Source organism: Leptolyngbya subtilissima AS-A7 (assembly GCF_039962255.1).
GTDB lineage: Bacteria > Cyanobacteriota > Cyanobacteriia > Phormidesmidales > Phormidesmidaceae > Nodosilinea.
Window position 1 is genome coordinate 1 of the sequence record NZ_JAMPKY010000008.1, and the last position, 26,772, is coordinate 26,772.

Genomic DNA, 26,772 nt, shown 5'->3' on the forward strand with positions numbered 1-26,772 from the left:
ATCAGGATGTTGTGCTCAGCCTGGAACACCAGCATGAAGTTGAAGGTACCGGAGATACCCAGAGGCATGCCGTCGGAGAAGGAGCCTTGACCCAAGGGGTAGATCAAGAACACTGCGGTTGCAGCCGCCACAGGGGCGCTGTAAGCGACGCAGATCCAGGGGCGCATGCCCAGACGGTAGGAGAGTTCCCACTCACGACCCATGTAGCAGAAGACGCCGATGAGGAAGTGGAAAATCACTAGCTGGTAAGGGCCACCGTTGTACAGCCACTCATCGAGGGAAGCCGCTTCCCAGATGGGGTAGAAGTGCAGGCCGATGGCGTTTGACGAAGGCACAACGGCACCAGAGATGATGTTGTTGCCATACATCAGCGAGCCAGCAACGGGCTCACGGATGCCGTCGATGTCAACGGGGGGTGCTGCGATGAACGCAACGACGAAGCAGGCGGTGGCAGCTAGCAGGGTAGGGATCATCAGCACGCCGAACCAGCCCACATACAGGCGGTTCTCGGTGCTGGTCACCCACTGGCAAAACTGCTCCCACAGGGAGGCAGTTTGTTGTCTCTGTAACGTCGTAGTCATAATAAAAATAAGTGCAGTTAGGTTTGCTTTGTGCCCGTCCGCAAAGGACAAGCGAGTTATGTATGTACTTACATTAACTAAAATGTTGCAGATTGTAAACAACCTTGGGTAGATAACTCCCCAGCAAAGCCTGGTAATTGCGCTACTTCCGACTTAGCTCGGTTGGCGTATGGCCTTAGTTCGGTACTGGCTGTTGCATCCAAGCTTGTTTGGCCCTGGCGATCTGCTGGGGCGCAGGGATGGCTTGAAACAAGTTAAGGGCTTTGTATAAGTGGGCCTCAGCTTCGGCAAGTTGCGTAGGCAGGCAGGCCAAGGTGAGGGCGTACTGGAGGTGGGCAGCGGCAAGATCGCAGTGGGCACCGACTTCGTCAAGCAAGGCGAGCGCCCCGCGACAATCTTCCACGGCTCCTGCTACATTTTCCCGTTGATGATTTAGCCTAGCCAGCCCAATTAGCGCATTGGCCTTGATTTGCAGGTAGTGACCGGCCTCTGCCGCCTGAATGGCAGCAGTAAACAGCGATTCTGCCCTATCGAGATCGCCCAGGTTGAGATAGGTGTGGCCTAAGAGTTGGACAAAGAAGGCGTGGCGACCGCTTTGGCCTCGGCCCCGCACCTGCTCGATAATGGAATCGGCTAGGGTTTGTGCAGAGGCGAGATCGCCCTGATATGACAGCACCAGAGCCAAACAGGTTGTGGCTTTGTCGGCCCAGGGCTGGTGGCGAGTGCCGGTGGCCGTGGCGATTACCTGGCTGAACCAGGTGGCGGCGGCCTCAAGATTCCATAGATCTAAGTGATAGAGACCGAGGCTGAGTTGGGAGTCGACCACCAGCATGGTGAGGTAGTACCAGCGGTGGGTGGCGGAGTCGGGGGCTTCGGTATGCAAGCAAGTTTGGGCGATCGCGATCGCATTCTGCTGACAGGCGATCGCTTGCTTCAAACGCCCCTGTATCCAATACAGATCGCCCAAGATGTTTGACAGCTCGCTGGCATCGGCATTCTCGGTGGGAATGTGGTCAATGATGGCGTTGATCGCATCGGTGACCGGCTGCACCAGGCCCATACGGTAGAGGGTGCTGCCCAAGGGCAAAAACTGCTGCCACTGATTGTCGCGGCTGTGGAGAATGACCCGCGCCGCCGCACCATAGTCACCAATGGCAACGTAGTGGTAGTAGGCTTCTAGCGCTTGAATGGCATCGTCGAGGGTGCAGATGCGCTGGATGCGATCGCTCCAGCAGCGGGCGGCGGCGCGGTGGGCAGATTCCCACTCGGAGGAATCCTGAGCATTGGCGGCGAGCTGAGCTAAGGCCCCTGCTCGCACTACGGGATGCAGCCAGTATTGACCCTGGCGGCACTCCAACAGCGATCGATTCCGTAGGGAAGTCACGATCGCCTGGTGGCGCGCAGCAGGAATATCGACCATCAGGCACTGCACCGATTGCCAAGGAATAGTGGGCACGTCTTGGTAGCGGTAGACGCCCAGACGGCAGAACAGGCGGTGGGCATCTAGGTCAAGGTCACGCAGGCGGTAAATTTGGCTTTCGACCAGGTTTTTGAGATCTACCGGGCCGAGCAGATCTTGACTGTGGGCCTGCCAGTAGAGCGCGAGGCTGCCTTCGAAGTCGGCCTGTACCGCCCCAGCCAAAATTTCCATCGCCTTGGCATTGCCGCCGTAGGCACTGTGCATCGCGGCCAACACCTCTTCATTGGCAGGGATGCCTCGGTGGGCGAAGTAAGTCGCCCAAGCGGGAAGCTCTAACCCTGGCAGACGGTAGTGGGTGATGGGAATGCCGGGTTCGCAGAGGCGATCGCGGCTCGTCATGAGGGTTAGCGTTTGGCCTCGACTGTCAGCTAAAACTCTGAGCAATTCGCTGTAGCGGCGGTGGGGCGCAATGAACTGGCCCTGGGCATTCAACGCGGGTTCTAGGTTGTCGATGAGCACGGCGACGCGCTGTTGGCGCAGGTGTCGACGCAAGCGATCGAGCGTCACCCCAAACTCGCGCCCTGGCTCGACGCCAAAATCCTGCCGCAGCCATTCCTCCACCACCCATTCAACTGGAGTAATGTCAGCGGGATCCTTGGCCATCAGCAATTCCAGCGTCAGATCTACTGACTGCTCGGCGACGAAATGCTGGGCTAGGGTGGTTTTGCCGAGGCCACCTTCTCCCTGGATGAGAATGGTGCGGTGACCTTGATTAATCAGAGCGGTGAGGCGGGCGACCGCCTCCTGCCGCCCCACAAAGTTAGGATTTTTTGGGGTTGTAGGCGCAGACTGTGCACTGTCACAAGAGGCGACCTGAGACTCTAGATTCCCCAAAGTTTGAGGAGCTTGGGAAACCAAAGGCAACGCCTCCCGCTGTCCCACCAAATCTGCAAAGCCAAGGGCAGCGCTGGCTCCTGAGACATCAATGCCCATTTTGAGCAGCGATCGCTTCAGCGCCGACTTTAGAGTAGATTTCGTTACTTTCTCACCAGTCACCCGTGACAGCAGCCGCCACATTTGGTAGGCCACGTCTTTGATGTGGCCCTCGGTGTAGCCAGCAGTGTTAGCAATGTCGAGATACTTTTGGCCATGCCACACCTGGTGCAAGATGGTGCGCTGCAAATCGTTCAGATGCCGTCCGGTAACGGTGAAGACAAGTCGATCTGCCAGTTCTACCGCATCTGAAGCCATAGCTGCTGGTATCCTCCACGGCCACAACTCTAGCCGAGATTTAGATTTCTTTCATCCCCGGTGGACGGTTTCCGCCTTTTTCCGCCTCTGGTCTATTGGCCACTGAGTGAATGGCCGACCCTAGCCGACCGACGACAGCAATCCCTAGAGCTACGGTGAACTTACCCAACCATAGCTCACGCAAAGGGTATCAAATATGACCGCCACACTTTTATCACCGCTAACTGCCTCGGCGGACGATTTAGCTGGCCCCTGGCAGCTGCCTCTTAGCTCCAGGCTAGCAAACCAACGCATTGCGACCCTAACTCGGCGGTATGTGACGGTGGAGCATCTGTGCGATCGCCTCGCCGACCTACCGCACCAGTTTCAAGATCCCCAGCCGCGCCGATGGAATCCGGTCAATTGGGCCGCTATTTCTCCCGATCAGATCAGCGGCATTGGCCTCGACACCTTCTGCGCCATTCTATTGGGCACGATCAATACCGAAGCCCCGATTCGTGGCTACACCCAGGCCAGCCGTCAATACCTGGAGCAGTTCTATCCTCAGATGGCCGAGTTTGTCGGCGGCACCGTGGATGCTGCCGGAGTGATCAAGCCAGGGCTATGGGAACGAGAAGAGAAGCGTCACACCCCTATCTTGACCATGCTCTACCATCGTCTTTCTGGGAAACGCCCCCATTCTGTTCCGCACAGCGCGCGGCCCTACACTCCCAGCGGCAACCCCCGCGCCGATCTCTACCGCCACGGGCTGCACCGCATCGCCACCGAGTACGGGGCCGCCTGCCTCTACCTGTGGATGATGGCCTACACCACCGGCCCCCTTCAGGCGGCACTAGGGGAGTTGCTCATTGACGAGATCAACCACATGACTAAGTTCTGGGGTTTTGGGCGCTGGGCCTACCCTGACACTGGTTTGGGAATGATTGCGGGTACCCTAACCCACGCGATGGTGAAAAAGTGGCAACAGCCTTGCCTTCAGGGCAGCCTCATTCACACTCTGCGCCGCATGACCGCTGAACTTGCCTGGAGGCAGTGGAGCCTCAGCCACCGGCTCACCTTTCTCTATACCTTTGACCAGGTGATGCGGGTGCTGTGGCAGTGGGATCGATCGCTAACTCAGCCCTATTTAGAGGAGCTATTTGGTCAACATCCCAGCCATGGTTAGAGAGAGTTGAGGGCTAGAAAACCCAAATTTTGCTCAGCTCAGACAGAAGCTAACAGCGATCGCAAAGGACTGTTCCCCCCGACAAGAACCGTTGGTTGTTTGAACTCATATTGTTTAGCGACTTATGTATAAGGAGTATTTGAAATGGCCCAGATCATTGATTTTGCGACACTGCCAGCGGACCTTTATGCCGAAGCGCTGCCTCAGCACATAGCAGTGATTATGGATGGTAACGGTCGTTGGGCTACCCAAAGGGGCATGCCGCGCATCGCGGGTCACCGCCAAGGGGCCAAAACGGTAAAAGACCTGCTGCGCTGTTGCAAAGACTGGGGCATTGGGGCACTGACGGTTTATGCCTTTTCGACCGAGAACTGGCAGCGACCGATGGAGGAGGTGAACTTTCTCATGCGGTTGTTTGACCGGCTGCTGCGCCGCGAGCTGGCCGAAATGCAGCGAGAGGGCGTGAGAATTCATTTTTTGGGGGACCTGTCGCCGCTGCCGGAGCGGCTGCGATCGCTGATGACAGAGGCTATGGCCCTGACCCACGACAATCAGCGAGTGCGATTTAACGTAGCGGTGAACTACGGCGGACGGCAAGAGCTCGTAATGGCCACGCGCCACATCGCTCAGCAGGTGGCCTGCGGGGCTCTATCCCTAGAGCAGGTCGACGAGGAAGCTCTGGGCCGCGCCCTGCTGACCTACCCACTGCCCGACCCCGACTTGCTGATTCGCACCAGCGGCGAACAGCGGCTGAGCAACTTTTTGCCCTGGCAGATGGCCTATACCGAGCTGTATTTTACCGATCTGCTGTGGCCTGAGTTCGATCGCACCGCCTTTCACCAGGCCCTGCACTGGTACCAAAGCCGCCAGCGCCGCTTTGGGGGACTGGCTACACCGCCCCTTGCCCAAGGACTTTAAAGCAGGAACTTTTAGAACCGGGCGCACTGGTCTTCTTTGTTGCCCCGCACCATGTTGCCGTTGCCGCTGGGAACAGGGCGATTTTCTTTGCACTGCAAGTTGCCGTCAATGCGATTGCTAGAAACGCGCAGGCCGCCCTCATTCTTAAAGGCCTGTAGGTTGCCGCCGATGGTATTGCCCTGGCTGAGCAGCGATCGCCGGTTCTCCTCAAGTTGCAGGTCGCCGCCAATGCGGGTGTCGGCTACCATCACGCCGCCCGACTGTTTAATCTGAATGTCGCCACCGACCATAGAGCGGGTGGTCACTGTCACCTGGTCAGCGTCTTCGGCCTGAATATTGCCCTCAACGCGCACGCTGCGGGCGATGAGCACAGCCCCCGATTCCACTGTGATGTTGCCTTCGACGCGGGTGCCGTTAAGAGTGCAGGTGGCATCTTCGGGCACCCGCAGGTTATCCACAGTGGTGTTGCCCAGATTGCCCTGGCAAGTCAACTCATCGGCATAGCTAGGGAGGGGAAGGGCAGCCGCGCTAGACAGCCCAATTAACCCCGCCAAAAGAATCTTTGCGGCTTTCATCAGTGCGCTTCCTAGTTGTAGTGGGGCAATGCAAACTACACCGAAAGACGCCGATGGGGACCCGTTTGTTGCTGAGCAAAAAAGTGAGCCAAATCTGGTTAAAGATCTTGGCTCACCGGCAGGAGAATCGCTTAGAAAAAGTTGTTAGCCCACGTAGTCTGAGCCCAGCCTACGCAGCCTCAGCCAGGGTAGGATAGTCGATGTACCCTTCTCCCCCACCGCCGTAGAATGTGTCGGGGTTGGGCTCATTCAGCGGCGCATTTTTCGCGAAGCGCTCGGGCAGATCGGGGTTGGCGATGAACAGCTTGCCGTAGGAGACTAGGTCGGCGTCGCCGCTGGCGATCGCCGCATTACCCGCCGCCTGGTCATAGTCCCAGTTCACCATTAGCAGACCGTCATACAGAGGCCGAAACTCTTTGGTGGGGATGGGGGTGCCGCCGTAGCGCAGATCGGCCTCGCTGGGTTCGAGCAGATGCAGGTAGGCCAGGTTAAATCGGTTGAGCGCCTGAATGGCATAGCCGAAGGTAGCTCTGGGGTCAGAGTCGGTCATGTCGTTGAAGGTGCTACTGGGGGAAAGGCGAACGCCGACGCGATCGCTTCCCCAAACTCCCACCACAGCCTCGGTCACTTCCAGCAGCAGGCGGGCGCGGTTTTCGACCGGGCCGCCGTAGGCATCGGTGCGGTGATTGCTGCCATCGCGCAAAAACTGGTCGAGCAGATAGCCGTTGGCTCCATGCACCTCTACTCCGTCAAAACCCGCTTCTAGGGCATGCTTGGCGGCATGGCGATATTGATCGACAATGCCGGGAATTTTATCCAGCTCTAGGGCTCTGGGCGTGACAAAGCGCTGCATACCCTCGTAGGTCATGGCGTCGCCCTTCGGCTGAATGGCGCTAGGGGCGACTGGCGTTGCCCCATCGGGCTGTAGCGACGGATGGGAAATGCGGCCTACGTGCCACAGCTGCAAGAAGATCCGACCGCCCTTGGCATGGACGGCTTGAGTAATCTTCTGCCATCCAGCAATCTGTTCAGCACTGTGGATGCCGGGGGTAGCAGGATAGCCCTGCCCCTGGGGTGAGACCTGACTCGCTTCGGTGATGATCAAACCCGCCGAAGCCCGCTGCTCGTAATAGGTCACATTTAGCGCCTGGGGCACGTTGCCTTCCCCGGCCCGGTTGCGGGTGAGGGGAGCCATCACAATGCGGTTGGGGAGGTCGTAAGCGCCGAGCTTGATGGGGGTAAACAGGCTTTTTTCAGTGGACATAAGGATCTCCTTTGAGATAGTTAGCGCTAAAGAATTCCGCAGAATCGCATGAGGTTCCGAAACGGGACAATGGGTTCAAGATGCTCTAGGCTTGGCATCTAGTGATGTAAAGACTGGCTTAGAGGGCGATCGCCCTTACTGAATTGAGGCTAGGGGAGGTCTAATAGCGGCATAGCTTGAGTAGGGGCAAACGGTTGTTTGCCCCTACGAGCGGCTGTGACCGGTTAGCTCAGAAACGGCTCAACAGCTTTATCTAGGGTGGCTTTGGACACGGCTCCGACCACCTGCTCCATCTTTTCGCCGCCCATGAACACCATGAGTGTGGGAATGCTGCGAATGCCGTAGTGGGAGGCAATGCCCGGCTGCTCGTCGGTGTTGACCTTAACCACCTTGAGCTGCCCTTCGTACTGCTCGGCCACCTCATCGACAACTCTCGCCACCATACGGCAGGGGCCACACCACGGTGCCCAAAAGTCGACTAGCACCGGCACGTCACTTTTCAGCACTTCGGTTTGAAACGTATCTTGGGTAATGCTTGCAACTGCGGACATAGAATACCTCCGCCAACTAGGCGAATTTCAGTTATTCGAAAACTTCGAACAATCAAACTATAGCGCCTGCCGTGGCATAATGCAACTATGCGACCCATTAACCATCCCAACTGCCAAGACATCGCCCTCGAAGGGGTTTTGTACGCCCTCGGCGACCCCGTGCGACTCGAAATTGTGCAGCGCCTTGCCAGCAATGACGAGCTCTGCTGCTCTGATTTAGATTTGGGAGTGGCAAAGTCAACCCTCTCCCACCACTTCAAGATTTTGCGCGAGGCCGGGGTGCTGCACTGCCGCAAACAGGGCACTCAGCACATGAATTCTCTGCGCCGCGACGATTTAGAAGCAGCGTTCCCAGGCCTGCTGGACAGCATATTGAAAGCGGCTCGCAAAAGTTAAAGGCTAAGGCAGAGGATTGGACAGCCGAGACGGCTATCTCACAAGAATTCTTTTAGAGCCCCTAAGACTTGAAAGACTGCCCTTTTGTGAGATGGGCCTCTGGCCCGTCCTGGCATAGTTGGCTTAGGATCATGAACAATTCAGGTGTTCCTAAAGTGGCTTAGATTCCAGAACACCGCTTTGAAGGGGTTCTATCTCTGGCTCGCATCTCGGATCGCGCACCGCATCAACAATCTTTTTGATGAAGCTGGCGGTGGGTACGGCCAGCAGCAGCCCTAAAAATCCGGCAAATTTTGACCCGATTAATAGTGCCACGATAATCACCGCTGGGTTGAGCCCGGTAATGCCGCCCATTAGGCGCGGGGCCACCAAGTTGTCGTTAACTTGCCCCAGCAAAAACGCTACCCCCAGCACTTTTAGGGCCAGCCATACATTTTGAAAGGCTAGCAGCGTGCTGATTCCCACGACCGCTACCGTGCCACCAAAGGGAATGACGCTGACCAGGCCAATCACTAGGCCAAACAGCAGACCAAAGGGCACATTGAGCAGAATGAGGGCCGTTGACTGGGCCACAGCCAAAATCAGCGCCAGGGTAGCCTGCCCTGAAAAATAGCCCTGAAAGCTGGGCCGTAGCGCATTGCGAATTTGCGATCGCCAAGGAGCAGGCAACCAGCTGAGCAGACCTTCCCAAAGCGAGTCGCCGTTGATCACCAGCAGCAGGGCCAAGACAGCAGTGATCAGCAAGTTTAGGGCACTGTCGAGGGTGCTGAGGGTGACGCTAATGGCTTGGGTGGTGGTCGCTTGCAGCGTGTTGGTGAGCTGATTGGCAGCTTGCTCCGTCAGCTGGTCAAGGTTGACAGGTAGAGTTTGAAAAATCGCCCGGTCTTCTAACAGCAGCAGCTGAGTTTTACCTTGATCAATCCAGCCTGGTAACCGTAGGGCAAACTCGTTGAGCTGCTGCCACACCTGCGGCCCCAAAAAGACGACCAGAATGGTGGTGAGCAGAACGGCCAGTAGCACTACCAGAGCCACCGCCAACCCTCGGGCCAGCCCTCGCTTTTCGAGCCAGTCGATGGGGTAGTCGAGTAGAAAGGCTATCAGGCTAGCGGTGATGACGATGCTGGGAATGGGGTGCAACACTCCCCCCAGTTTGTAGAGCAGCCAGCCATTGAGACAGATTATGGGGAAGGCTAGGCCGGCGATCGCCCATTTGGGCAGCTGAGACAAAGAGACCATAGGTTACCGTTCTAATGCCGAAATATCTAGCTCAGCCAGGGAAGAGAAAAACGCCTGAAGGCGCTGCGCTATTTTAGCCACTCCTTCTGGCACATTCGACTCAATATTCAGCACCATCACCGGGTCGTGGAGCGACATGCGTACCATGAACCAACCATGCTCGGCGGGCAATTGGCAAGCGACCCGCACTCCCTCGTAGGTGTTGGGCACCACTGCCCAATCGGCCTGGGCAGCGACAAACGCTTGCAGCTGGTTCATCACCTCCGCGCCGTAGGCTTGGGCGTTGGGGGCCAGAATTGTGAGCCGATACTCTTGGCTGTCGTGGGGGTCTTGTAGGGTGGCGATCAGGTCGGTGAGGCGTCTGCCGGTGAGGCGAGCTTTGGCCAGTTCGACGAGCAGCTTGCTGACAAGGTAGGCCCCATCATCTAAGAAGTAGTTCTCTTTCATTGCTCCGTGGCCCGAGGCCTCAATGGCGAGCCAGCTGGGTTGACCGATCGCATTGAGCCGGATGGCCTCATTGATCACATTCTTGTAGCCTCGCTTAAAGCGATGGTGAATGCCCCCCAGATCGCCTTCGATGAACTGGGTGAGCCCGTCGGAGGTGGTGGAGTCGGTGACGATGGTGGTGCCGGGGTGCTCTTGCAGCACGATCGCAGAAATTAGCGCGATCAGGCGGTTGCGGTTGAGTTCACGGCCGTCGGCGTCGACCGCTGCACCGCGATCGACATCGGTGTCAAAGATCAGGCCAAAGTCGGCCCCCTGAGTGACTACCGCTTGGCAAATCGAGGCGATCGCCGCTGCATCCTCGGGGTTGGGCACGTGGTTGGGAAAGGTGCCATCAGGGTCAAGGAATTGGCTACCGGTGGTGTCAGCGCCCAAAGGTTCGAGCACCTGGCTGGCGAAAAAGCCGCCCGCCCCATTGCCTGCATCGACAATGATTTTGAGCCCTTGCAGCGGTTGGTCAAAGTTGTCGGGATGGTTCACCGATTGGCGAATCTGCTGCACCAAGCCCGCTGCATAGGCACCGATTAAGTCGCGGCTTTCTACCGAGCCAAGAGCTGTCGCAATCGGGAAATTGCCCTGCTCAGCCAACTCTAAAATGCGCGAGATATCCTTTTTGCCGAGGCCGCCCTGGCGGGTGAAAAACTTGAGGCCGTTGCGGTTGAAGGGCAGATGGCTGGCGGTCATCATAATCGCGCCGTGGCAGCTAAACTCGGGCAGCACGGTGGCCATAAACATGGCCGGAGTCGAGGCCATAGCCACATCCAGTACCCGACAGCCCAGGGAAGCCATGCCGTCGATCACCGCCTGCATTAGGATGGGGCCAGAGAGGCGGCTGTCGCGACCTACGGCGATCGCTAATTCTGCCACTGGAATGCTCAACTCGGCAGAAAGCCAAGTGGCAAAGGCTTTGCCCAAGGTGGTGGCTACCTCAGGGGTGAGGTTAACTGCCTGACCCGCAACCCCCTCCAGGGCCACGCCGCGAATATCGGAGCCGTTTTGCAGTGTGGCCCAGTTGATGGATGTGGTGGATGGGGGCATGGGGGGCGATCGCTCCTGCTGTCGTCCCCTTCACCATAGAAGCAGCCCCCGGTTTCTGCCGATTTCTTCAGCTTTTTTGCACTTGAGAACGCAAACCCCAGCCTATTGAAGCAGCTTCCCCCAAGGAACCCTAAACTTAAAACAAGCCCATCGGTACCTGCTATGGTCGCTTACTCCCAACCTTGGACTACCCGCGATCTAGCCGCCATGCCCGACGACGGCGGCTGGAAGCGCTACGAAATCATCGACGGAGAACTCTACGTGACCCGTGCTCCCCACATTCGCCACCAAGGTGCCGCCGGAAAGCTGCATGTGCGTTTAGAAAACTGGTCTGAGCAGACAGGGTTAGGCTCCGCATTTCAAGCCCCAGGGGTCGTTTTTACCCCTACAGACGCTGTGATTCCCGACGTGGTGTGGATTAGCCAGGCGCGCTTAGCTGATGGTGTAGACGATGCAGGGCACCTCATCGTAGCTCCAGAGCTGATGGTGGAGGTGCTGTCTCCTGGCGACCTCAACGAGCAGCGCGATCGAGAAGTTAAGCTCAAACTCTATTCTCGCTACGGGGTGCAGGAATATTGGATTGTCAACTGGCAGCTCAAAACCGTGGAAATTTATCGCCGCGCTGAAGCCCAGCTCCAGTTGGTCGGTACGCTCTTAGTTAACGACTCTCTCTCGTCTCCGCTGCTTCCAGGATTCAGTACTCCCATGGCTGAAATCTTCCGCTAACCCAGCACGGCCTCAGTGAATCGAAAGCAAACCCTCGCAATGGGATCTGGCCCACCCTGCAGGAAGCAAGCTACACCCTCAATCCCTCTACCCAGTTGGGAGAGGGACCTTGAACAGAAAGTGTGTGTTTTAGGAGTCTATTGAATGATTTTGGGTGACAGCATGGTTTGGCTTAGTGCCTGCTACGGTCATCAAAGTTCGAACTAAGCGTTCTGGCTCCAGCGGTTTGGCGACATGGTTGGCAAAACCACTCTTGATGGAGCGCTGGCAATCTTCCTCTCTGGCATAGGCAGTGAGGCAGATCGCGGGAATCTGTCCCCCTTTTGCAGCCGGTAAAGCTCGCACCTGCTGGATCAGAGCATAACCATCTACGTCAGGCATCGCAATATCACTGACTAACACATCCGGTTGAAACGACTCTAAATTAACTAGCACTTCTGATGCGGAGGCCACCGCTAGAACTTCTGCTCCATATTCAGTCAGTAATACCGTTAATAGCTCACGGGCATCGGGTTCATCATCGACGGCCAGCACTCGAATCCCTGTGAGATTAAGTTCCTGTTGTGGCCCTCCATCTACCTGTTGAATTGCCGGGGTGACGTTCAGGAGAGGCAATCTAACGGTAAAGGTAGCTCCAAACCCGTCACCGGGGCTGGCGGCCGTGATTGTGCCATTGTGAGCCTCGACCAACTGACGAACTATAGCCAAACCTAGACCTAACCCGCCATATTGGCGCGTGATCGAGGCGTCCTCTTGCCGGAAGGTCTCAAAGATATGGGGAAGAAACTCTAGGTTAATCCCTTTGCCGGTGTCTTTTACAATGATTTCTGCTTGATGGCCAACCCTTTCCATGTAAATGTCAACCTGGCCACCCTTGGGAGTAAATTTGACAGCGTTGGACAACAGGTTCCAGACAACTTGCTGCAAGCGAGCACCATCACCCAACACTTGCCCAATGTTGGGCAACGTGGAATGTAGCGAAATTGATTTAGCGGCAGCGTTTGAGCTAACTGTTTCGATCGCCGATTTAACTACAAAAGATAAATTGACAGAATCAACATTTAAGCTGAGTTTGCCGCGCAGGATTTTGGCAATATCCAGCAGATCGTCAATCAACTCTGTCTGCAACTTCGCATTGCGTTCGATCGTAGCCAGCGCTTCAACCGTTTTGGCGTCATCAAGCTTCCGTATTTGCAATAGCTTGGCCCAACCCAGGATGGGATTTAGCGGCGATCGCAGCTCGTGGAAAAGCACGGCCAGAAACTCATCTTTGATCCGGTTGGCGCGTTCAGCTGCTTCCCGCGCGGCCTGCTCTTGGTGAAAGAGCTGTTCGCGGGCGGCTTCGGCTCGCTTGCGATCTGTAATATCGGTCAACGTACCCAGGTAGCCCGACACCTCACCTGTTTCGCGCTGTAGGGCGGTCGCAGTTCCTTGAATCCAGGTCACTTTGCCTTGCGACGTTTGAAAGCGGTATTCAGCCGCGAAAACTTGTCCATCTCGACTAGCTTGATACCAAACATCAGCAACCCGCTCGCGATCGTCAGGGTGGAGGGCAGACACCCATCCTGTGCCTTGAGCTGCCTCGAGTGACATGCCTGCCATCTCACACCAGCGTTCGTTGACATAGAGGCAGTTGCCGTCTGGATCGGTCATAAAGATGCCGACAGGGGCGTGACTGGTGAGGGTGCGGAACCGGTTTTCACTCTCGCGTCGCGCTTCTTCCGCCTGTTTGCGAGCGGTGATATCCATCACCGTGCCAATGAACCGCAGCGGCTTCCCGTCCACCTCAAAATAGGTTTGCCCTTTGGCGGCAATCCAGCGCTCAATACCATCTTGAATGCCAATCGTTCGATATTCTGTGTCATAGCTGCCGCCGCTGGCTGGGTTGAAGGACCACTGCACGACCTGTTCTAAGCGTTGACGATCAACAGGATGCAGTCCCTCAAAAAAGACCTCTACGCTGCTCTCTGCCTCGGTTGGCAACCCAAACATCGCTTTGCAACCCGCATCCCAGGTGAGTTTGTTGGTGATCAAATTCCAGTCCCAGGTGCCTAGCTGAGCAGACTCGATTGCCATGCGGAGGCGGTCTTCACTCCGGCGCAGAGCGGCTTCGGCCTGCTTGCGCTCGGTCGTATCGCTATGGACACCGACCCATTCTCGAATCGCGCCATTCTCCTCAAACACGGGCACGGCTCGCACAGTCATATGACGATACACGCCATCGTGCCGCCGCAAGCGATGCTCAAATTCATACAGGGCCCGGTTCTCTAAGGCAATTAACCAGGCTTGAGTGGTGGCCGTGCGATCGTCGGGATGCACTGCATCGAGCCAGCCCCAGCCTTTCAATTCGTCAAAAGTTTGTCCGGTGAAGGCGCTCCAGGCAGGCTGCGGGGTCTTAAACTCGCCCCGATCGCCTAGCTCATTCCAAATGATTTGAGCGGTAGCTTCGATCAGCGATCGGTAACGCTCCTCACTGGCTTGCAAGGCGGCTTCTGTTTGTTTCCGCTGACTGACATCCTCAAACAAAATGGCAACTTTGCGGCTTTCGGGTTGCTCAATGCGGAAGGCAGACACACCAAACCACCGACCTAACGCTTCCGAATAGTTTTCATAACGGACCGGTTCACCTGTTAGGGCGACCCTGCCATAAAGGTCGATCCAGTACTGTTCCAGTTCTGGGTGCAGCTCGCGGGCTGTTTTGCCCCTGGCGTCTTTCAAACCCGAGTGCTTTTCAAAGACTGAGTTAATTTCTAAGAACCGGTAATCGATCGGCTGATTGTCTACGTCAAACAGCACTTCAGCCAGGCAGAAGCCTTGATTCATGTTCTCAAACAGGGCGCGATAGCGCTCCTCCGAGAGCCGCAATGCGTCCTCGGCCTGTTTGCGCTCTTCTTCAACGCGCACGCGATCGCTAATGTCAATCACAGAGCCGATATAGCCCTTAAACTCCCCGTCCTCGCCAAACCAGGGATTTGCTGCATCGATCGCCCAGCAATATTCTCCATCTTTGCGCCGCAGGCGATACTCCAACCGAAAAGCTGCGTGACGTTCGTTGGCCTGCAAGAAAACGTGTTTGGCAGATTCGCTGTCGTCGGGATGCACGACATCGAGCCAGCCCAGCCCCAAACCGGTTTGCTCCGTTTGCCCGGTGAAGTCATACCAACCCCGGTTGAGATAGGTGCAGCAGCCCGTGGAGTCTGTCACCCAAATCGTCACTGGCGCATGGTCTTCCATGTGACGAAGCTGATTCCGATAAGCGTTCTTCACTTTGACGCAGGACTGCTTCTGCCTCAATTCGTTCCGTAATTTCTTCGCAAACGGTGCTGATGCCAACGACTTCTCCGTTCACCTTTAGGGGCAGAAAATGTTCTAGCCAGGTGCGCTGTACGCCAGGTTGCGCCGGAGTTTCACCCTGAATTTTGACATTGAGCAGCGGTTCTCCCGTTCTCAAAATCGGGCGTAGCAGTGGCTCGATCGTGTCTCCCAGATCGGGGAACAGTTCTCGCACCGTGTGCCCAATATGGGCTTCGGCGGGTAGTCCGTTGATGTCTGCTAGCCGTTGGTTAATCCGCACAAAGCGGAAGTCTGTATCTAGAACATTCAGGCCAATGGGGGCAGACTGATAAATCGCTTCGATTTCTGCCAGCTGTCGCTGCAACAGTGCCTTGCTGCACTTGATGTCATCAATGTTTGTCAGGGTGCCAATCCAGCTGGTGATTTGGTTTTGACTATCACGGGTTGGGTTGGCCCGACAGATAAACCACTGATACTCCCCATCCCAACGGCGAAAGCGGCACTCAGTCTCAAAGGGCTCTTCATTGGCGATCGCCTCTTGCCACTGTGTCAAGGCGCGATCGCGATCGCTGGGGTGAACGATATGGGCCGTCGGGATGCCCATCGACTCCGCTTCACTCAACCCGGTGTATTCGTACCAGCGCTGATTCCGATAGTTGACCACTCCGGCTGCATCAGCAGTCCAGATCATTTGCGGCATAGCTTCCGCTAGCTCTTGATAGCGCTGCTGGCTGGCTTTGAGCGCCGTGGCATCGCGGCTGCGCTCGGTGATGTCTAAAAAGGCTCCGACAACCCCTCTAATTTGGTTCTGCTCATCTCGCAGGGGGGTGGCATAGGAAAGTAGCTGGTGTACCTTGCCATTCGACAGCAGAATGTCAAACTCTGCGTCTCGCACCTCTACCCCGAGTCGGGCAGCCATCTGCATCGGCAAATCAGCCGCAGGGATTTCCTGACCGTTTTGAAGCACCCGATAGGCAGGTTGCTCGGCGGCGGGGGCGCTCTTGGAGATATTGCTGTCAGGGCTAACGCCGAGCAGCTGCCGCAGGTAGGCGTTGTTGTGCATCTGGGCACAGGTGGGGTCTGTGGCGATCGCAATCCCCACCGGAAGGATGTCTAACAGGCTGTGTAGTTCAGCAACCCGATTGGTCAAATCTTGGTTGAGCTGTTGAATCGCTGTCTCTTGTTGCTGAAAATTGGCGATGGTCTGGCCCAACTGCAGCTCTAGCCGCCTGTGCTCCGTCACATCTCGCCAGGAGGCAACAAAGCCATCCTTCAATTTGGCGGCGCGAATGTCAAACGCCCGCACTAAATGCTGTTTATCGCCATCGCCATAACTATCCTCGTAGACGAGGGCGTCTTTAATCAACGGTTCAGCCGTCTCGACGACCTGGCAATACTCCCCAAACAACCCCGATTCGCGATGGGCGGGCAGTATCTCGCATAACCCTCGACCAAGCTGCATCTCTTTGGTCATCCGGTTGTTTTCACAGGCGGCTTGGTTGAGATAGTCGATGCGAAAGTCTGCAATCTGCCCCGACTCGTCTCGCAGGGCTGAAAAGATGCCGAAGCAGTCCAGCATGTTTTCAACCGAGGTCTGAAACTGCTCCTGGCTGCGCTGTAGTTCCCGGCGTAGTTCAGCGTTTTCGATCGCATCTCGCATGGCCAGGCGCAGGTCCTCGGGCGTCATGCGGTCTTGCACCAAATAGTCGGCAGCCCCGTGCTTGAATGCCCGCACGGCTAGCTCAGCATCGTCGCGGTCTACTACGACGATAGGGGGGCAGCGATCGCCCATTTGCTCCTGCAAGAGCTGCAGTACCGTGACGCTACTAGATTGAGGCTGGTGAAGGCCCAGCAAAATGCCATCAACCGGCTGCGATGACAGCATCCACGCTGAGGGCTGATACGGCTCTGACAAGATGCTGTACTCAACACTCCTATCCTGCTGTAATTGCTGCCTGTAACCTCGGTCCCCTTCCTCTGAGTCAGCAATTACGCGAAGTGTTCGGTGAGTGGGCATGTAGAAACCTGACCTGCAAAGTACCGTGAAACGAAGCTACAGAGCTTGAAAATATTTTGAGTAGAGAAAATATTCTAAATATGAAAAGTATTATCAAACATGGCAATTTTAGGGGAGAACCTGCTCAGACCTTGTCAGTGCGATCGCTTCCCTAGTCCCCCTCCAATGGAACCCTGAAGCGCGGGGGTCTTAAGATTATAATCATTAGGCTGTAGGAATAGGTGAGTAACGCCTATAAAACGCTCCCGCTGTCGTCCCCTTCACCATAGAAGCAGCCCCCGGCTTCTGTCGATTTCTTCAACTTTTTCGCACCTGATCGCGCCAATACTGCTAGGCCTTAATACTTCCCATGTCTGAGATTTTTTGCTAAGCCAACACAGCCTCAATTGTTGTACAATTCAGGGCAATCGGACGCAGTAACTTTTTTAGTCCAGCAATTTTCGCTTTGAAAACCAGGCGTGAATAAAAAGGGTTTGAAAAAACAGTACCGGAGTATCAAAACCGCCCGCTGCAATGATGGCTTCAATTTCAGACGGGATTAAAGCCGTGATATGCAGACGCCAGGCAGCGCGAACCTTCTCAATGTCGTCTTCACCCCAACCGGAGCCTCCGAGCATTCGCAGCCAAACTTCAAACAAGCTTTGATGAACCACAGGCGACAGGCCTAAAACTAGATCAGGACTGATCAGAATTCCGCCTGGGCAAAGGCGTTGGGCTATTTGACTGAAAAAGTGGCTCCGCTCGTCCGCTTCTTTAAAGAATTGAGACACCAACAGGCAAGTCGCCGCATCGAACGGGCCAGAAGCGGGCAACGAGTCAAGATAGCCTTCGTGGAACGTGCAACGCGAAACGATGCCGTTTTCTTCAGCCTTTTGACAGCAGATGTCCAACATCGCAGGCGCAGGCTCGACCGCCGTGAATTGACACTGCGGAAAGGCTTGTGCCAAAGCAATGATCTCCGTTCCAGTTCCGACGCCGACACACAAAATCCGCGCCTCAGCCGGAAGCTCAGCGAAAATCAGGCGTATTAACGAAAAGAGTGCATCGCGTCCCGATACCCAAAGAGCGGTTTTCCCGTCGTAGGAAGCCGCAACCTTTTGGTCAAACAGAATGGGTGACTGTTGATCTTCCATGATGAAAGCGAAGAAGGCCGCAGTAGCTGAGACGCGTCACGCAAAGCAATGACAGTACATTATCACTTTGCTTTCGCCTCCAAGGTTTCTAGGCGACTTTTGAGGTCCTGGTTAGACTTTTTCAGGTCGTCGAGCTCTTGGCGCAGTTTTTCCACCGCTTTGTCTTTGCCGATCGCTTTCTGAACATCCTGCACAGCTTCCTGGGCACGGCGACGCACCCGGCCATCGGGGGTGTGCTCGGCCAGGTTTTGCAGAATGCCCATCGATCGCCCAGTTTCAATGCCGCTCAAGCCCGATACCGCAGACACTTGGGTGAGAAAGAATGGTTCGCTGGCAATAGTTTCTAGTCGATCCAGAATGCGCTCTACGTTGGGTTTGCTCTGGCCTTTAGAGATCGCCCCGAGAGAGCGAATTGCAGCTAGTCGTAAGGCTTGGGGGGTGCCGGGTTCGGTGTATTTGAGCAACAGATCCAGCGCTTCTTCGGAGGATTTGAACTGGCTGAGGGCGGCGATCGCCCCCGATCTCACCGTCTCATTCCACCCCTGGCGCTCTTTGAGAATGGTGTCTAGCAGCTTGAGGGTTTTCTTATCTTTAGTTTTGCCCTCCAGATCAGCCGCACCAACTTTGCCAAGGGAGCGAATGGCGGCGGCTTCAACGTAATAGCTGAGGTCGCCTTTTTCCGCGATCGCCTTCAATGCCTTGAAGCTATCAGCAGTTTTAATGTCGCCGAGGGCTTCCACCACGGCTCGGCGCACACGGGCTTCAGGGTCTTGCAATCCTTTTAACAGGCCCTCGACGGCTTGGTCGAGCTTTACGGAGGCAAGCTGTTCAGCCACTTCGGCGCGAACGCCCCAGAAGGGTTCGTCGGTGAGGGCGGCGCTCAAGGCGGTAACGGCTTCAAGGTTGCCTTTTTTAGCCAAGGCGATCGCCGCCTCAATCCGCGATAGGGGGTCGGGGTCATGCTTGAGCTGCGCCTTGAGTTCTGCCACCGGATACTCCAGCTCTACGGTCTTGAGGTAGTGGTTGCCGATGTCAAAGCTAATAAAGTCGGGCTTTTTGTCGAGGGGGAAGAACAGCGCCTGCTCCCGCTCGTGGATGCGCACGGTGAACGGCTTGACCTCAACTTTGGCAGACTTCCCTTTGCCCAAAAACCCGAAGCCGATAGGAATTTTCAGATCGAACAAGCCGCTGGTGCTGCTGGTATCGCCGTCTTTGGCCTGGGTTTGGGTGATGGTGATTTTGGCCAGGTTGCTGTCGCCATCCCAGCTGTAGGCTACTTTGTAGTCGGGGTGACCACCGCGCAGCACGTACTGATCGAACAGGGGACGCAGGTTGCGGCCGGTGGCTTTGTCGATCGCTCGCAGCAGGTCGATGGTTTCCACTGTCTGGTGGGCGTTGTTCTGCACAAAGGTGTGGATTGCCTTCCAGAACAGGGTATCGCTCAGCTCGGCGCGAATCATGTGGTAGACGCAGGCCCCTTTCTCATAAATGTGGCGGTCATACAGCTCGATCGCCTCCCGATAGACATGGGTAACCATGGGGCGGCGGTAGCGGCTCTTGTCTTCGCTCAGATAGCTGCGGGCCTCGCCCAGGCGGTAGTAGGCGGCATCGTCGGGGCCATATTCCTGCTCGGTCCACATTACTTCGGAGTAGGTGGCCATGCCCTCTTTGACCCAGGCATGGCTCCAGTGGTTGATTACCAGCAGATCGCCAAACCACTGGTGGGCCAACTCATGGACGACCAGGGATTCAGAGTTGCGATTGTCGATCGCAGCGCGTTCATCCAGCAGGCAGCGATCGGTGAGAATGGTCACCGACGTGTTTTCCATGCCGCCAAAGATGAAGTCGGCGGCGCACACCTGGGCGTACTTGGGGAAGGCGTAGCGGTAGCCGTACTTTTCGCTTAAGAATTCCACCATGCGGGGCGTTTTGCCCATGGTGATTTGGCCCTGGTCTTTGCGGCCCTTCTCGACGTAGTAGGTGACCGGAATATCTTGCCACTGGTCTTGAATGACATCGAACTCGCCTACGGCCAAGGCCATCAGGTAGGTGGGATGCACCTGCTGCTGGTGCCAGTGGTAAATCTTGTGGTCACCATCTTCGGTCGTGCTCACCAGTTCGCCATTGGAAACGACCTGGTAGGCGGCGGGGACTCGCACTTTAATCTCTGAGGTCGAGAGCATGCCCGGATAGTCGAAGCAGGGAAACCAGAAGCGCGAGTCCTCGTCTTCGCCTTGGGTCCACACCTGCACGGGTTTGTCGGGGTAGTGCCGGTCAGGACCAATGAAATAGATGCCGCGCTCGGGCTGAGTGAGGCGGTAGGCGATCGCTACCGTAAAGCTTTCCCCGGCGATCGTGGGTTTCTTGAGCCGCACTATTAACTGTTCGCCATCGTAGTCAAAATCTTGCTTGGCGCTGCCCACCTTTACCGATTCGATCTGCTGATTCACTGCATCCAGTGTCAAACTGTCGACGCCGTCGCGCACGGGGTTGATGCGAATTTTGCAGGTGCCTGCGCAGACCTTTTGCTCCAGGTCGAGGCTGAGGTCTAGGGCAATATGCTCGACCTGACCAGGGCGATCGGGGTTGTAGTGGGGTTTGGCCCCCGGCATTTCAAACGATTTGTAGCCGTTGTTGTCGGTCTGCAAGCTTTCGATCTGAAACGTGCGGCGGGCGGTTGACATGGGCGCAATAAACCTTTTGGTGACGTTAAAGCTTCAGGGCCAAGGCACCGTGCTACCGAGCTGCACACACCTTGGGCCAAACAGTCTAACCCTGACTGGCATAAAGCCATCCTACTCTGAAACGTCTAAAACGTAGTCAGATTGACATTGCTTAAGCAATGTCAATCTACGAGCAGCAGTTAGGTAAGGGACGAGACATTTAACCCGAAACGTCAAGCGTTTGCTCCAAGCATTGAGTAATTTACTCGGAACGTTGAGTCTTTTGCTCTCAGAGCCGAGTAATTTTCTCGGAACACCGAGCAATTCACTCTAGCTTCTGAGTAATTTTCTCTAAACGTTGACTGATTCACTCTGGGTCTCAAGTAATTTGCTCGAAACGCCGTGTTTTTGATCCAACGTTCGAGCTGCTGACTGCGATCGCCAGTGCACAACCGCTCATCTCACAAAGCCCTGTTTCGAGACCGATATTGTGTAGGGGCATTGCACTGCAATGCCCCTACCGCTGAGTCGATCAGCCGTTCGACACAGAAGATGGCTCTGCCCAAAGTGGGATTTATGTCATGAATCGCCATCACCGCTGACAAAGTTTCTTACTATCAAAGAGCAAGCCCAGAAGAGTAAAAACTTAAATCAAAAACCTCGATCTAAGCAGCGCTGTAGGTTGTGTTTTAGCAATAGCCCAACGCGCCATCGGGGTTGGTTTTAGTATGTCAAGCTGCTTTGCAAAAGCAGCCTACGATCGACCTCGTTACAGTACTGTTTGGACTCCAAAACCATGCCTACCTTAAATTCTCAACAAGAAAAAACGCTGACAGCTTTTATCACCGCCCTGGGTCAGCAAGACGACGCATTGCCAGAGGGATTGCAAAAACAAATTCACGCCATTGGTCAAAATCTTGAGGCTCGCATTTTAGAACTGCCTACGATCGCGGCCAGCTTGCCGCATTTAAACCAGGCCTACCAAACGGCTCTGTCTGATACCCAAGCCGACGCACCGGCTGCCACCTTTGCGTCTAGCACCAGTCAATCTGACAGCGACAAACGGTTCGATCGCGCCGTTGACATTCTCACCGCTGATGACCCCGTTCAGGCGGCCAAGCGCAGTCGCACCCCGCTGGGACAGATTGCCTCAAATCCGCTGAAGCGGCTCTTTGGCAGAGGCTAAATCTGTTGGCACGCTGCCCCACGATTGCCGGTCCCCAGCGATAGACTCAAACTATTGATGGGTAATCACCATGGCTCACCTCACCGCCCGCCGCCCCCAAAACGTAGAGGGCGATCTCTACGTCGATAGTTCCTGCATTGACTGCGACACCTGCCGCTGGATGGCCCCCGATGTGTTTACCCGCGAGGCTGGACAGTCGGCGGTAGTGCATCAGCCCGAGACAGCGGCAGAACGGTTGGCTGCTTTGCAAGCCGTTCTGGCCTGCCCCACGGCCTCCATCGGCACCGTTGCCCCACCCAAAGATATGAAGGCGGCGCAGGCCAGCTTTCCCATCCCCGTCACCGAAAACGTTTACCACTGCGGCTACCACTCCGAAAAGTCCTACGGGGCGGCCAGCTATCTTATTCAGCGGCTTGAGGGCAACGTGTTGGTCGATTCGCCCCGCTTTGCCGCGCCCCTGGTGAAGCAGCTCGAAGCTTTGGGCGGCGTGCGCTACCTCTACCTCACCCACCAGGATGATGTGGCCGACCACCAGCAGTTTCATGAGCGGTTTGGCTGCGATCGCATTCTCCATGCCGACGATGTCAGCTCCAGCACCACATCAGTAGAGATTCAGCTTCAAGGCACTGACCCGGTAGAGCTAGCGCCCGACCTGACGGTTATTCCAGTGCCGGGGCACACCAAGGGGCATACGGTGCTCCTGTACGACAACCGGGTTTTGTTTACTGGCGATCACCTGGCTTGGTCTGTGCGGCTCCATCAGCTCCACGCCTTTCGCTCTGTCTGCTGGTATTCCTGGCCTGAGCAAATCAAGTCGATGGAAAGGCTGGCCGCCTACGACTTTGAGTGGGTGCTGCCCGGCCACGGTCGCCGCCACCACGCCGACAAAGCCACCATGCGCCAGCACATGCAAAAGTGCCTCGACTGGATGAAGGCGCAGTAGGGTTGGGGGTGCCGTAGGGAGAAAAGAGCCGACCGCGATCGCAGTCTCAGTAAATCGCAAAGTCCCTGATAGCCCTCTCCCCCAGCCCCTCTCCCAGGAAGGCGAGGGGAGTTGGATAGCCTTTCGAAGTTCCTCTCTCGGTTTGGGAGATGGCTAAAGCTCGTCATGAGAGATTGTTTTCAATCTACTGAGTCTCTATAGATCGAAGACGTAGCGCACTGCTCCAGAGTCTGGATCGTTGGTGACGTCGGCGTAGCCGCAGCGCAGCGCCTCATGAATTAGGGCGTCTACGCGATCGGTGCTCAGGCCGGTGTGGAGCGCTACCTGTGCCTTTGAAAGCTTGCCTCCGTTGGCGTAGGCTACTCTTAGCAGCTGCTGCATCGAGTCAGTTTGAAGCTGGGCAACGCCCTGGGCCGCAACCAAGTTTCGCTCCATCGGCACTGGCATTACTAGACCTTCTTCGCCCCACTCGGTTAAATATTGTCGCCGCAGTTGATCGTTGCGGTTTTTGACCATACCAGGCACCAGCACCAGATCGATGAGTTGGCCCATGCCAAACAAGCCAAAGGTACACAGGTAGACGATTCCCAATACAATCTGCCCGGTATAAAACCGATGTAACCCGCAGATACCGAAGAAACCCAATGTCCAGAGCATGTAGGCTGTTTCAGTTTTTGCTCGTGCCATGGTGTGTCTCGAAAAGACCAATTGTGGGGGCAGCAAACCTGAGATTGGCTCGCAGCAGTTACCTAGAGCCCATTATAAACAGCCGATTTTTGAGAGTGCTGCCCCTGTAACCGTCCCGTAATACCGTTGCTCTCGGTCAACAGCACTGTAGGGTGGGCACTGCCCACCTTCCCACCCCGTTATCACCAACCCATCGGGAACACTACCTTAGAGCCTTTTCCCCTACCCCAAATGCCCGATTATCGACGCGCCTATACTCCCGGCGGGGCAATCTTTCTCACTCTGGTCACCTTCAACTGCAGACCAGTCTTTGCAGAAGCCGATAACGTAAAACACCTGCGCCAGGCAGCAGCCGCTGTTAAAGCTGAAATACCCTTCGATATTACAGCCGCCGTTGTGCTTCCTGACCACATTCATTTTGTGTGGACCTTGCCCCAAGGCGATGATGATTACTCAAAGCGAGTCGGACGGCTAAAGGTGTTGTTTACGCGATCGCTGAAGGGAAGTTATGCGCTACCACAGGATGTTTGTATTTCTCGTCAACGGCGACGGGAAAGCGATGTATGGCAACGACGATTTTGGGAGCACACCATTCGCGATGAGGCTGATTGGGCAGGGCACATCAATTATTTGCATTACAACCCGGTGAAGCATGGGTTGGTAAAGTGCCCCCATCAGTGGGAGTTTTCAAGTTTTCGGCGGTTTGTTAGGAATGGGTTTTATGGAGAGGATTGGGGATGCACGTGCGGAGGGAAGGAGGCCGCGTTTAAGTTTGAGGGGGAGGAGTTGGTGGTGAGTGAATAGATGGGGTGGTGGGCAGTACCTACTCTACTCGGCTAGAAATAGAAACATTAGCTAAAATTCAGTGAGCAATAAGGCTACAACAGTATAAGGCCGGAAACAATGATGGAAAACTCAAGTGCATTGCAAAGGCTCACTCTAATACTGGAAGAAGCAGTAGAAGAATGCAAAAGGGACGCACCAATGGGTCCGCTCTTATTGAAAGTCATGGGATATGATCAAAATGAATCTAATAAACTTTCTCTATTTTTCACGTTACTTGATTCAGCAGAAAGAGAGGCAGAAAAGCTAAAAAACATAAGAAAAAAGGAAGATTTTTTAGAAGTTCTAAAAGATATAAAGACTGTTTTCATAAACAATCATGCTTGGGCAGATAATTGTAGCGTATTTGCAAGCCATCTGAGGAATAAAAACTCCCTGATCGTGCTCAATTCATTGGTTTCCTTTCATTCAGATCAATATCCTAACCTAAAAATAGAAAAAGAATACTTAGATAGTTTCAAATCAATATTTGAAAATCTTCAAAAAGAAGTTGGAAGCTCAGATCTGTCACGAGAGTTAAGAGATTTTATCTTAGATAAAATTAAAGAAGTATTGACAACAATCGAAAGATATAACACAGACGGAACTGAAGGACTAGAGAGAACAGCAAAGGACTTTATAGGCGATTGGATAATTATTGAGAACAAAATCAGCCAAGAAGACAGAAGAAAACCGATTGTTGAAAGGGTTAAAACCCATTTTGGAACCTTGAACGCATATATCGGATTAAATCTTCTTGTTCTGATAGGGTTAGTGCCTGATATATACAATTTCTGGGTACCTTCAATTGATGATTGGAAATCTACTCAAGAGAGTATTGAGTTAAAGAGCATCAATCAGCCAATGACAATACAAGAAATTTTAGAAGAAGCATCAGCACAGTTTGCTCTAAAAGAAATGAAAGCGATAGAGGGAAAAGAAGAACCTAAAAGATTACTACCTGCTTTGGAAGAAGAAAAAGCTAACTAATTTTTTCAGAAAGTAATTGTAGGGTGGGCACTGCCCACCTTCTCAACCAGTTATCACCAGCTAATCGAGAACACTAACTTAGAGTGTCTTCCAAAGTTCCCAAATGCCCGATTATAGATGCGCCTGCATTCCTGGTAGGGCAATCTTTCTCACCCTAGCTACCTTCAACCGCAGACCCATCTTTGCAGAACCCGACAACGTAAAACGCCTACGTCAGGCTGTAAACGCTGTTGAAACTGAGGTGCCCTTGAGTTTAAGAGGAAGGAGGTGGTGGTGGGTGAATTGATGGGGTGGTGGGCAGTGCCCACCCTACTTGGCTACTTGACGCCAAACAGGGCAATCGTCCCAGTGATCGCGCCATTATTCATATACTCCAGCGTTGTGTTGGCGAAGCCTCCCGGAACAGGAATCGCCGCCGTGCCGGTCATTCAGTTGTGAACCAAGCCGCTCTAAACCAAGGAATTGAGGAAATCAAGTTTCACTCAGGCGTTACCTGATTAGCAAGACCCATTCATAAGTAACACTATAACGAAATCAAGTTTCGCTTAGGCGTTACTTAACTATGGCATCCCATAGATAAGTAACCTTGCCGGAGAATCAAGTTTTCTGCGAGCGTTACTTATCTATCGCCTGTCGTAATTGAGTAACGCAGCTCAATAATCAAGTTTTGTGCCCAGGTTACTCGATGCGCCCCCTGAGTTTATCGATGCTCCAGGGCGCTAAACCCTCGTCCCCCTTGCAGTAGTTGAATGAGTAGACAGACTACTCAATGCTCAGCATGAGTCATCAAGCTAGCTGAACCCTAAACGCCTACCGCTCGTTCTGCTACTTAAAAATACGCAGAATCCTTGTTTATTTGTGCTGAACAGAATCCGTATTGCTTAGGAGTTCACGAATTAAGCCCATTTGCCATAGTCGAAAGGTAAACCGTTAGGGGGTATTTTACCAATGGGCAGACCAAAAAGAAGTTCGAAAGCAGTGGAGCAGGCCCAACGTCGCGCTGCCGCCCTGCGATCGCTTGGGGCCAATTTAGATTTGGGTAATGGCCTCACCCTGGCCGAGTATAACCAGTTGATTGAGGCTGTGCGAGCCGATATCGCCTCCTACAACGAAGTCCTATCTCAAGTAGACAACGCCTCAAATAGCGTGCAGGCAGGCGAGAAAAAACTGCGAGATTTGTCTGAGTTGATGCTGATGGCCGTTGCCGCCAAGTATGGCAAAGACAGCTCTGAATACGAAATGGCAGGCGGCACCCGCAAGAGCGATCGCAAAAAGCCAAAACCCCGACAAGTTCAAGCCGCTTAGCTTATTTGGAATTCTTGAAAATCGCTGCAACTCAAACCCCTTTTGTCTCAACCACATTGCGAAGACAGAAGGGGTTTAGCTTTGGAAATAAGCAACACGCTAACCGA

The 26,772-nt window shown here is 54.7% G+C and carries 21 protein-coding genes; 9 read left to right on the forward strand and 12 right to left on the reverse strand.

Annotated elements, in window-relative coordinates; all coding sequences use genetic code 11:
* Together NC979_RS17040 and NC979_RS17045 are read right to left on the reverse strand one after the other, a co-directional pair.
* Positions 1-581 (reverse strand): photosynthetic reaction center family protein (locus tag NC979_RS17040; RefSeq protein ID WP_488656488.1); only part of this gene is annotated, 581 nt, incomplete at its 3' end.
* A 175-nt stretch (positions 582-756) separates the two neighbouring features.
* Complete coding sequence (locus NC979_RS17045; RefSeq protein ID WP_190519051.1) at positions 757-3,252, reverse strand: tetratricopeptide repeat protein; 2,496 nt, start codon at positions 3,250-3,252, stop codon at positions 757-759.
* A 196-nt stretch (positions 3,253-3,448) separates the two neighbouring features.
* Between NC979_RS17045 and NC979_RS17050 the strand changes: the two genes are divergently transcribed.
* Positions 3,449-4,417: a ferritin-like domain-containing protein gene (locus tag NC979_RS17050; protein ID WP_190519053.1), complete on the forward strand. Its 969-nt coding sequence runs from the start codon at positions 3,449-3,451 to the stop codon at positions 4,415-4,417.
* A gap of 144 nt (positions 4,418-4,561) precedes the next feature.
* Complete coding sequence (gene uppS, locus NC979_RS17055; protein WP_190519056.1) at positions 4,562-5,335, forward strand: undecaprenyl pyrophosphate synthase; 774 nt, start codon at positions 4,562-4,564, stop codon at positions 5,333-5,335.
* 11 nt (positions 5,336-5,346) lie between these two features.
* Here the strand turns inward: uppS and NC979_RS17060 are convergent, their stop codons facing one another.
* The 3 genes from NC979_RS17060 to trxA all read right to left on the reverse strand — a co-directional run bounded on the left by NC979_RS17060 (position 5,347) and on the right by trxA (position 7,725).
* On the reverse strand, positions 5,347-5,910 hold the full coding sequence (locus tag NC979_RS17060; RefSeq protein ID WP_190519058.1) for a bactofilin family protein: 564 nt from the start codon (positions 5,908-5,910) through the stop codon (positions 5,347-5,349).
* Between the two features lie 169 nt (positions 5,911-6,079).
* The gene (locus NC979_RS17065; RefSeq protein WP_190519060.1) at positions 6,080-7,174 is read right to left on the reverse strand and encodes an alkene reductase; all 1,095 of its coding nucleotides are present in this window, start codon (positions 7,172-7,174) and stop codon (positions 6,080-6,082) included.
* 224 nt (positions 7,175-7,398) lie between these two features.
* Positions 7,399-7,725 (reverse strand): thioredoxin, encoded by a 327-nt coding sequence (gene trxA / locus NC979_RS17070; RefSeq protein ID WP_190519063.1) that lies wholly within the window; start codon positions 7,723-7,725, stop codon positions 7,399-7,401.
* A gap of 87 nt (positions 7,726-7,812) precedes the next feature.
* On the opposite strand from trxA, the gene NC979_RS17075 reads away from it, so the two are divergent.
* Positions 7,813-8,121 (forward strand): ArsR/SmtB family transcription factor, encoded by a 309-nt coding sequence (locus NC979_RS17075; protein WP_190519065.1) that lies wholly within the window; start codon positions 7,813-7,815, stop codon positions 8,119-8,121.
* Between the two features lie 150 nt (positions 8,122-8,271).
* On the opposite strand, the gene NC979_RS17080 is transcribed toward NC979_RS17075, so the two are convergent.
* Positions 8,272-9,357, reverse strand: a complete 1,086-nt coding sequence (locus tag NC979_RS17080; RefSeq protein ID WP_190519067.1) for an AI-2E family transporter — start codon at positions 9,355-9,357, stop codon at positions 8,272-8,274.
* Positions 9,358-9,360: 3 nt separating this feature from the next.
* Positions 9,361-10,899 (reverse strand): phosphohexomutase domain-containing protein, encoded by a 1,539-nt coding sequence (locus NC979_RS17085; protein ID WP_190519069.1) that lies wholly within the window; start codon positions 10,897-10,899, stop codon positions 9,361-9,363.
* A gap of 162 nt (positions 10,900-11,061) precedes the next feature.
* On the opposite strand from NC979_RS17085, the gene NC979_RS17090 reads away from it, so the two are divergent.
* Positions 11,062-11,625: a Uma2 family endonuclease gene (locus NC979_RS17090; protein ID WP_190519071.1), complete on the forward strand. Its 564-nt coding sequence runs from the start codon at positions 11,062-11,064 to the stop codon at positions 11,623-11,625.
* 129 nt (positions 11,626-11,754) lie between these two features.
* Here the strand turns inward: NC979_RS17090 and NC979_RS17095 are convergent, their stop codons facing one another.
* The 4 genes from NC979_RS17095 to NC979_RS17110 form a co-directional block, all read right to left on the reverse strand.
* Entirely contained in the window at positions 11,755-14,859 is a 3,105-nt protein-coding gene (locus tag NC979_RS17095; protein ID WP_190519073.1) for a PAS domain S-box protein, read from the reverse strand.
* Positions 14,780-16,834 (reverse strand): PAS domain-containing protein, encoded by a 2,055-nt coding sequence (locus NC979_RS17100; protein WP_190519075.1) that lies wholly within the window; start codon positions 16,832-16,834, stop codon positions 14,780-14,782. The genes NC979_RS17095 and NC979_RS17100 overlap by 80 nt, the downstream gene beginning before the upstream one ends.
* 527 nt (positions 16,835-17,361) lie before the next feature.
* Complete coding sequence (locus NC979_RS17105; protein ID WP_190519077.1) at positions 17,362-18,069, reverse strand: class I SAM-dependent methyltransferase; 708 nt, start codon at positions 18,067-18,069, stop codon at positions 17,362-17,364.
* A 62-nt stretch (positions 18,070-18,131) separates the two neighbouring features.
* The gene (locus tag NC979_RS17110) at positions 18,132-20,753 is read right to left on the reverse strand and encodes a M1 family metallopeptidase (RefSeq protein WP_190519079.1); all 2,622 of its coding nucleotides are present in this window, start codon (positions 20,751-20,753) and stop codon (positions 18,132-18,134) included.
* Between the two features lie 775 nt (positions 20,754-21,528).
* Here NC979_RS17110 and NC979_RS17115 point away from each other — a divergent pair.
* Together NC979_RS17115 and NC979_RS17120 are read left to right on the forward strand one after the other, a co-directional pair.
* Positions 21,529-21,918 (forward strand): hypothetical protein, encoded by a 390-nt coding sequence (locus NC979_RS17115; RefSeq protein WP_190519081.1) that lies wholly within the window; start codon positions 21,529-21,531, stop codon positions 21,916-21,918.
* 70 nt (positions 21,919-21,988) lie between these two features.
* Complete coding sequence (locus NC979_RS17120) at positions 21,989-22,861, forward strand: MBL fold metallo-hydrolase (protein ID WP_190519083.1); 873 nt, start codon at positions 21,989-21,991, stop codon at positions 22,859-22,861.
* A 195-nt stretch (positions 22,862-23,056) separates the two neighbouring features.
* Here NC979_RS17120 and NC979_RS17125 read toward each other — a convergent pair whose 3' ends face one another.
* Positions 23,057-23,548, reverse strand: coding sequence for a TM2 domain-containing protein (locus tag NC979_RS17125; RefSeq protein WP_190519085.1), 492 nt, complete (start codon positions 23,546-23,548; stop codon positions 23,057-23,059).
* 231 nt (positions 23,549-23,779) lie between these two features.
* Between NC979_RS17125 and NC979_RS17130 the strand changes: the two genes are divergently transcribed.
* From NC979_RS17130 to NC979_RS17140, 3 genes are all read left to right on the forward strand, one after another.
* Positions 23,780-24,352, forward strand: coding sequence for an REP-associated tyrosine transposase (locus NC979_RS17130; RefSeq protein WP_190519087.1), 573 nt, complete (start codon positions 23,780-23,782; stop codon positions 24,350-24,352).
* A 102-nt stretch (positions 24,353-24,454) separates the two neighbouring features.
* Positions 24,455-25,360 carry a hypothetical protein gene (locus tag NC979_RS17135; RefSeq protein WP_206755253.1) on the forward strand — a complete coding sequence of 302 codons (906 nt, stop codon included), beginning with the start codon at positions 24,455-24,457 and terminating at the stop codon, positions 25,358-25,360.
* Between the two features lie 948 nt (positions 25,361-26,308).
* Positions 26,309-26,665, forward strand: coding sequence for a hypothetical protein (locus tag NC979_RS17140; protein WP_190519092.1), 357 nt, complete (start codon positions 26,309-26,311; stop codon positions 26,663-26,665).
* Positions 26,666-26,772 lie beyond the last annotated feature (107 nt).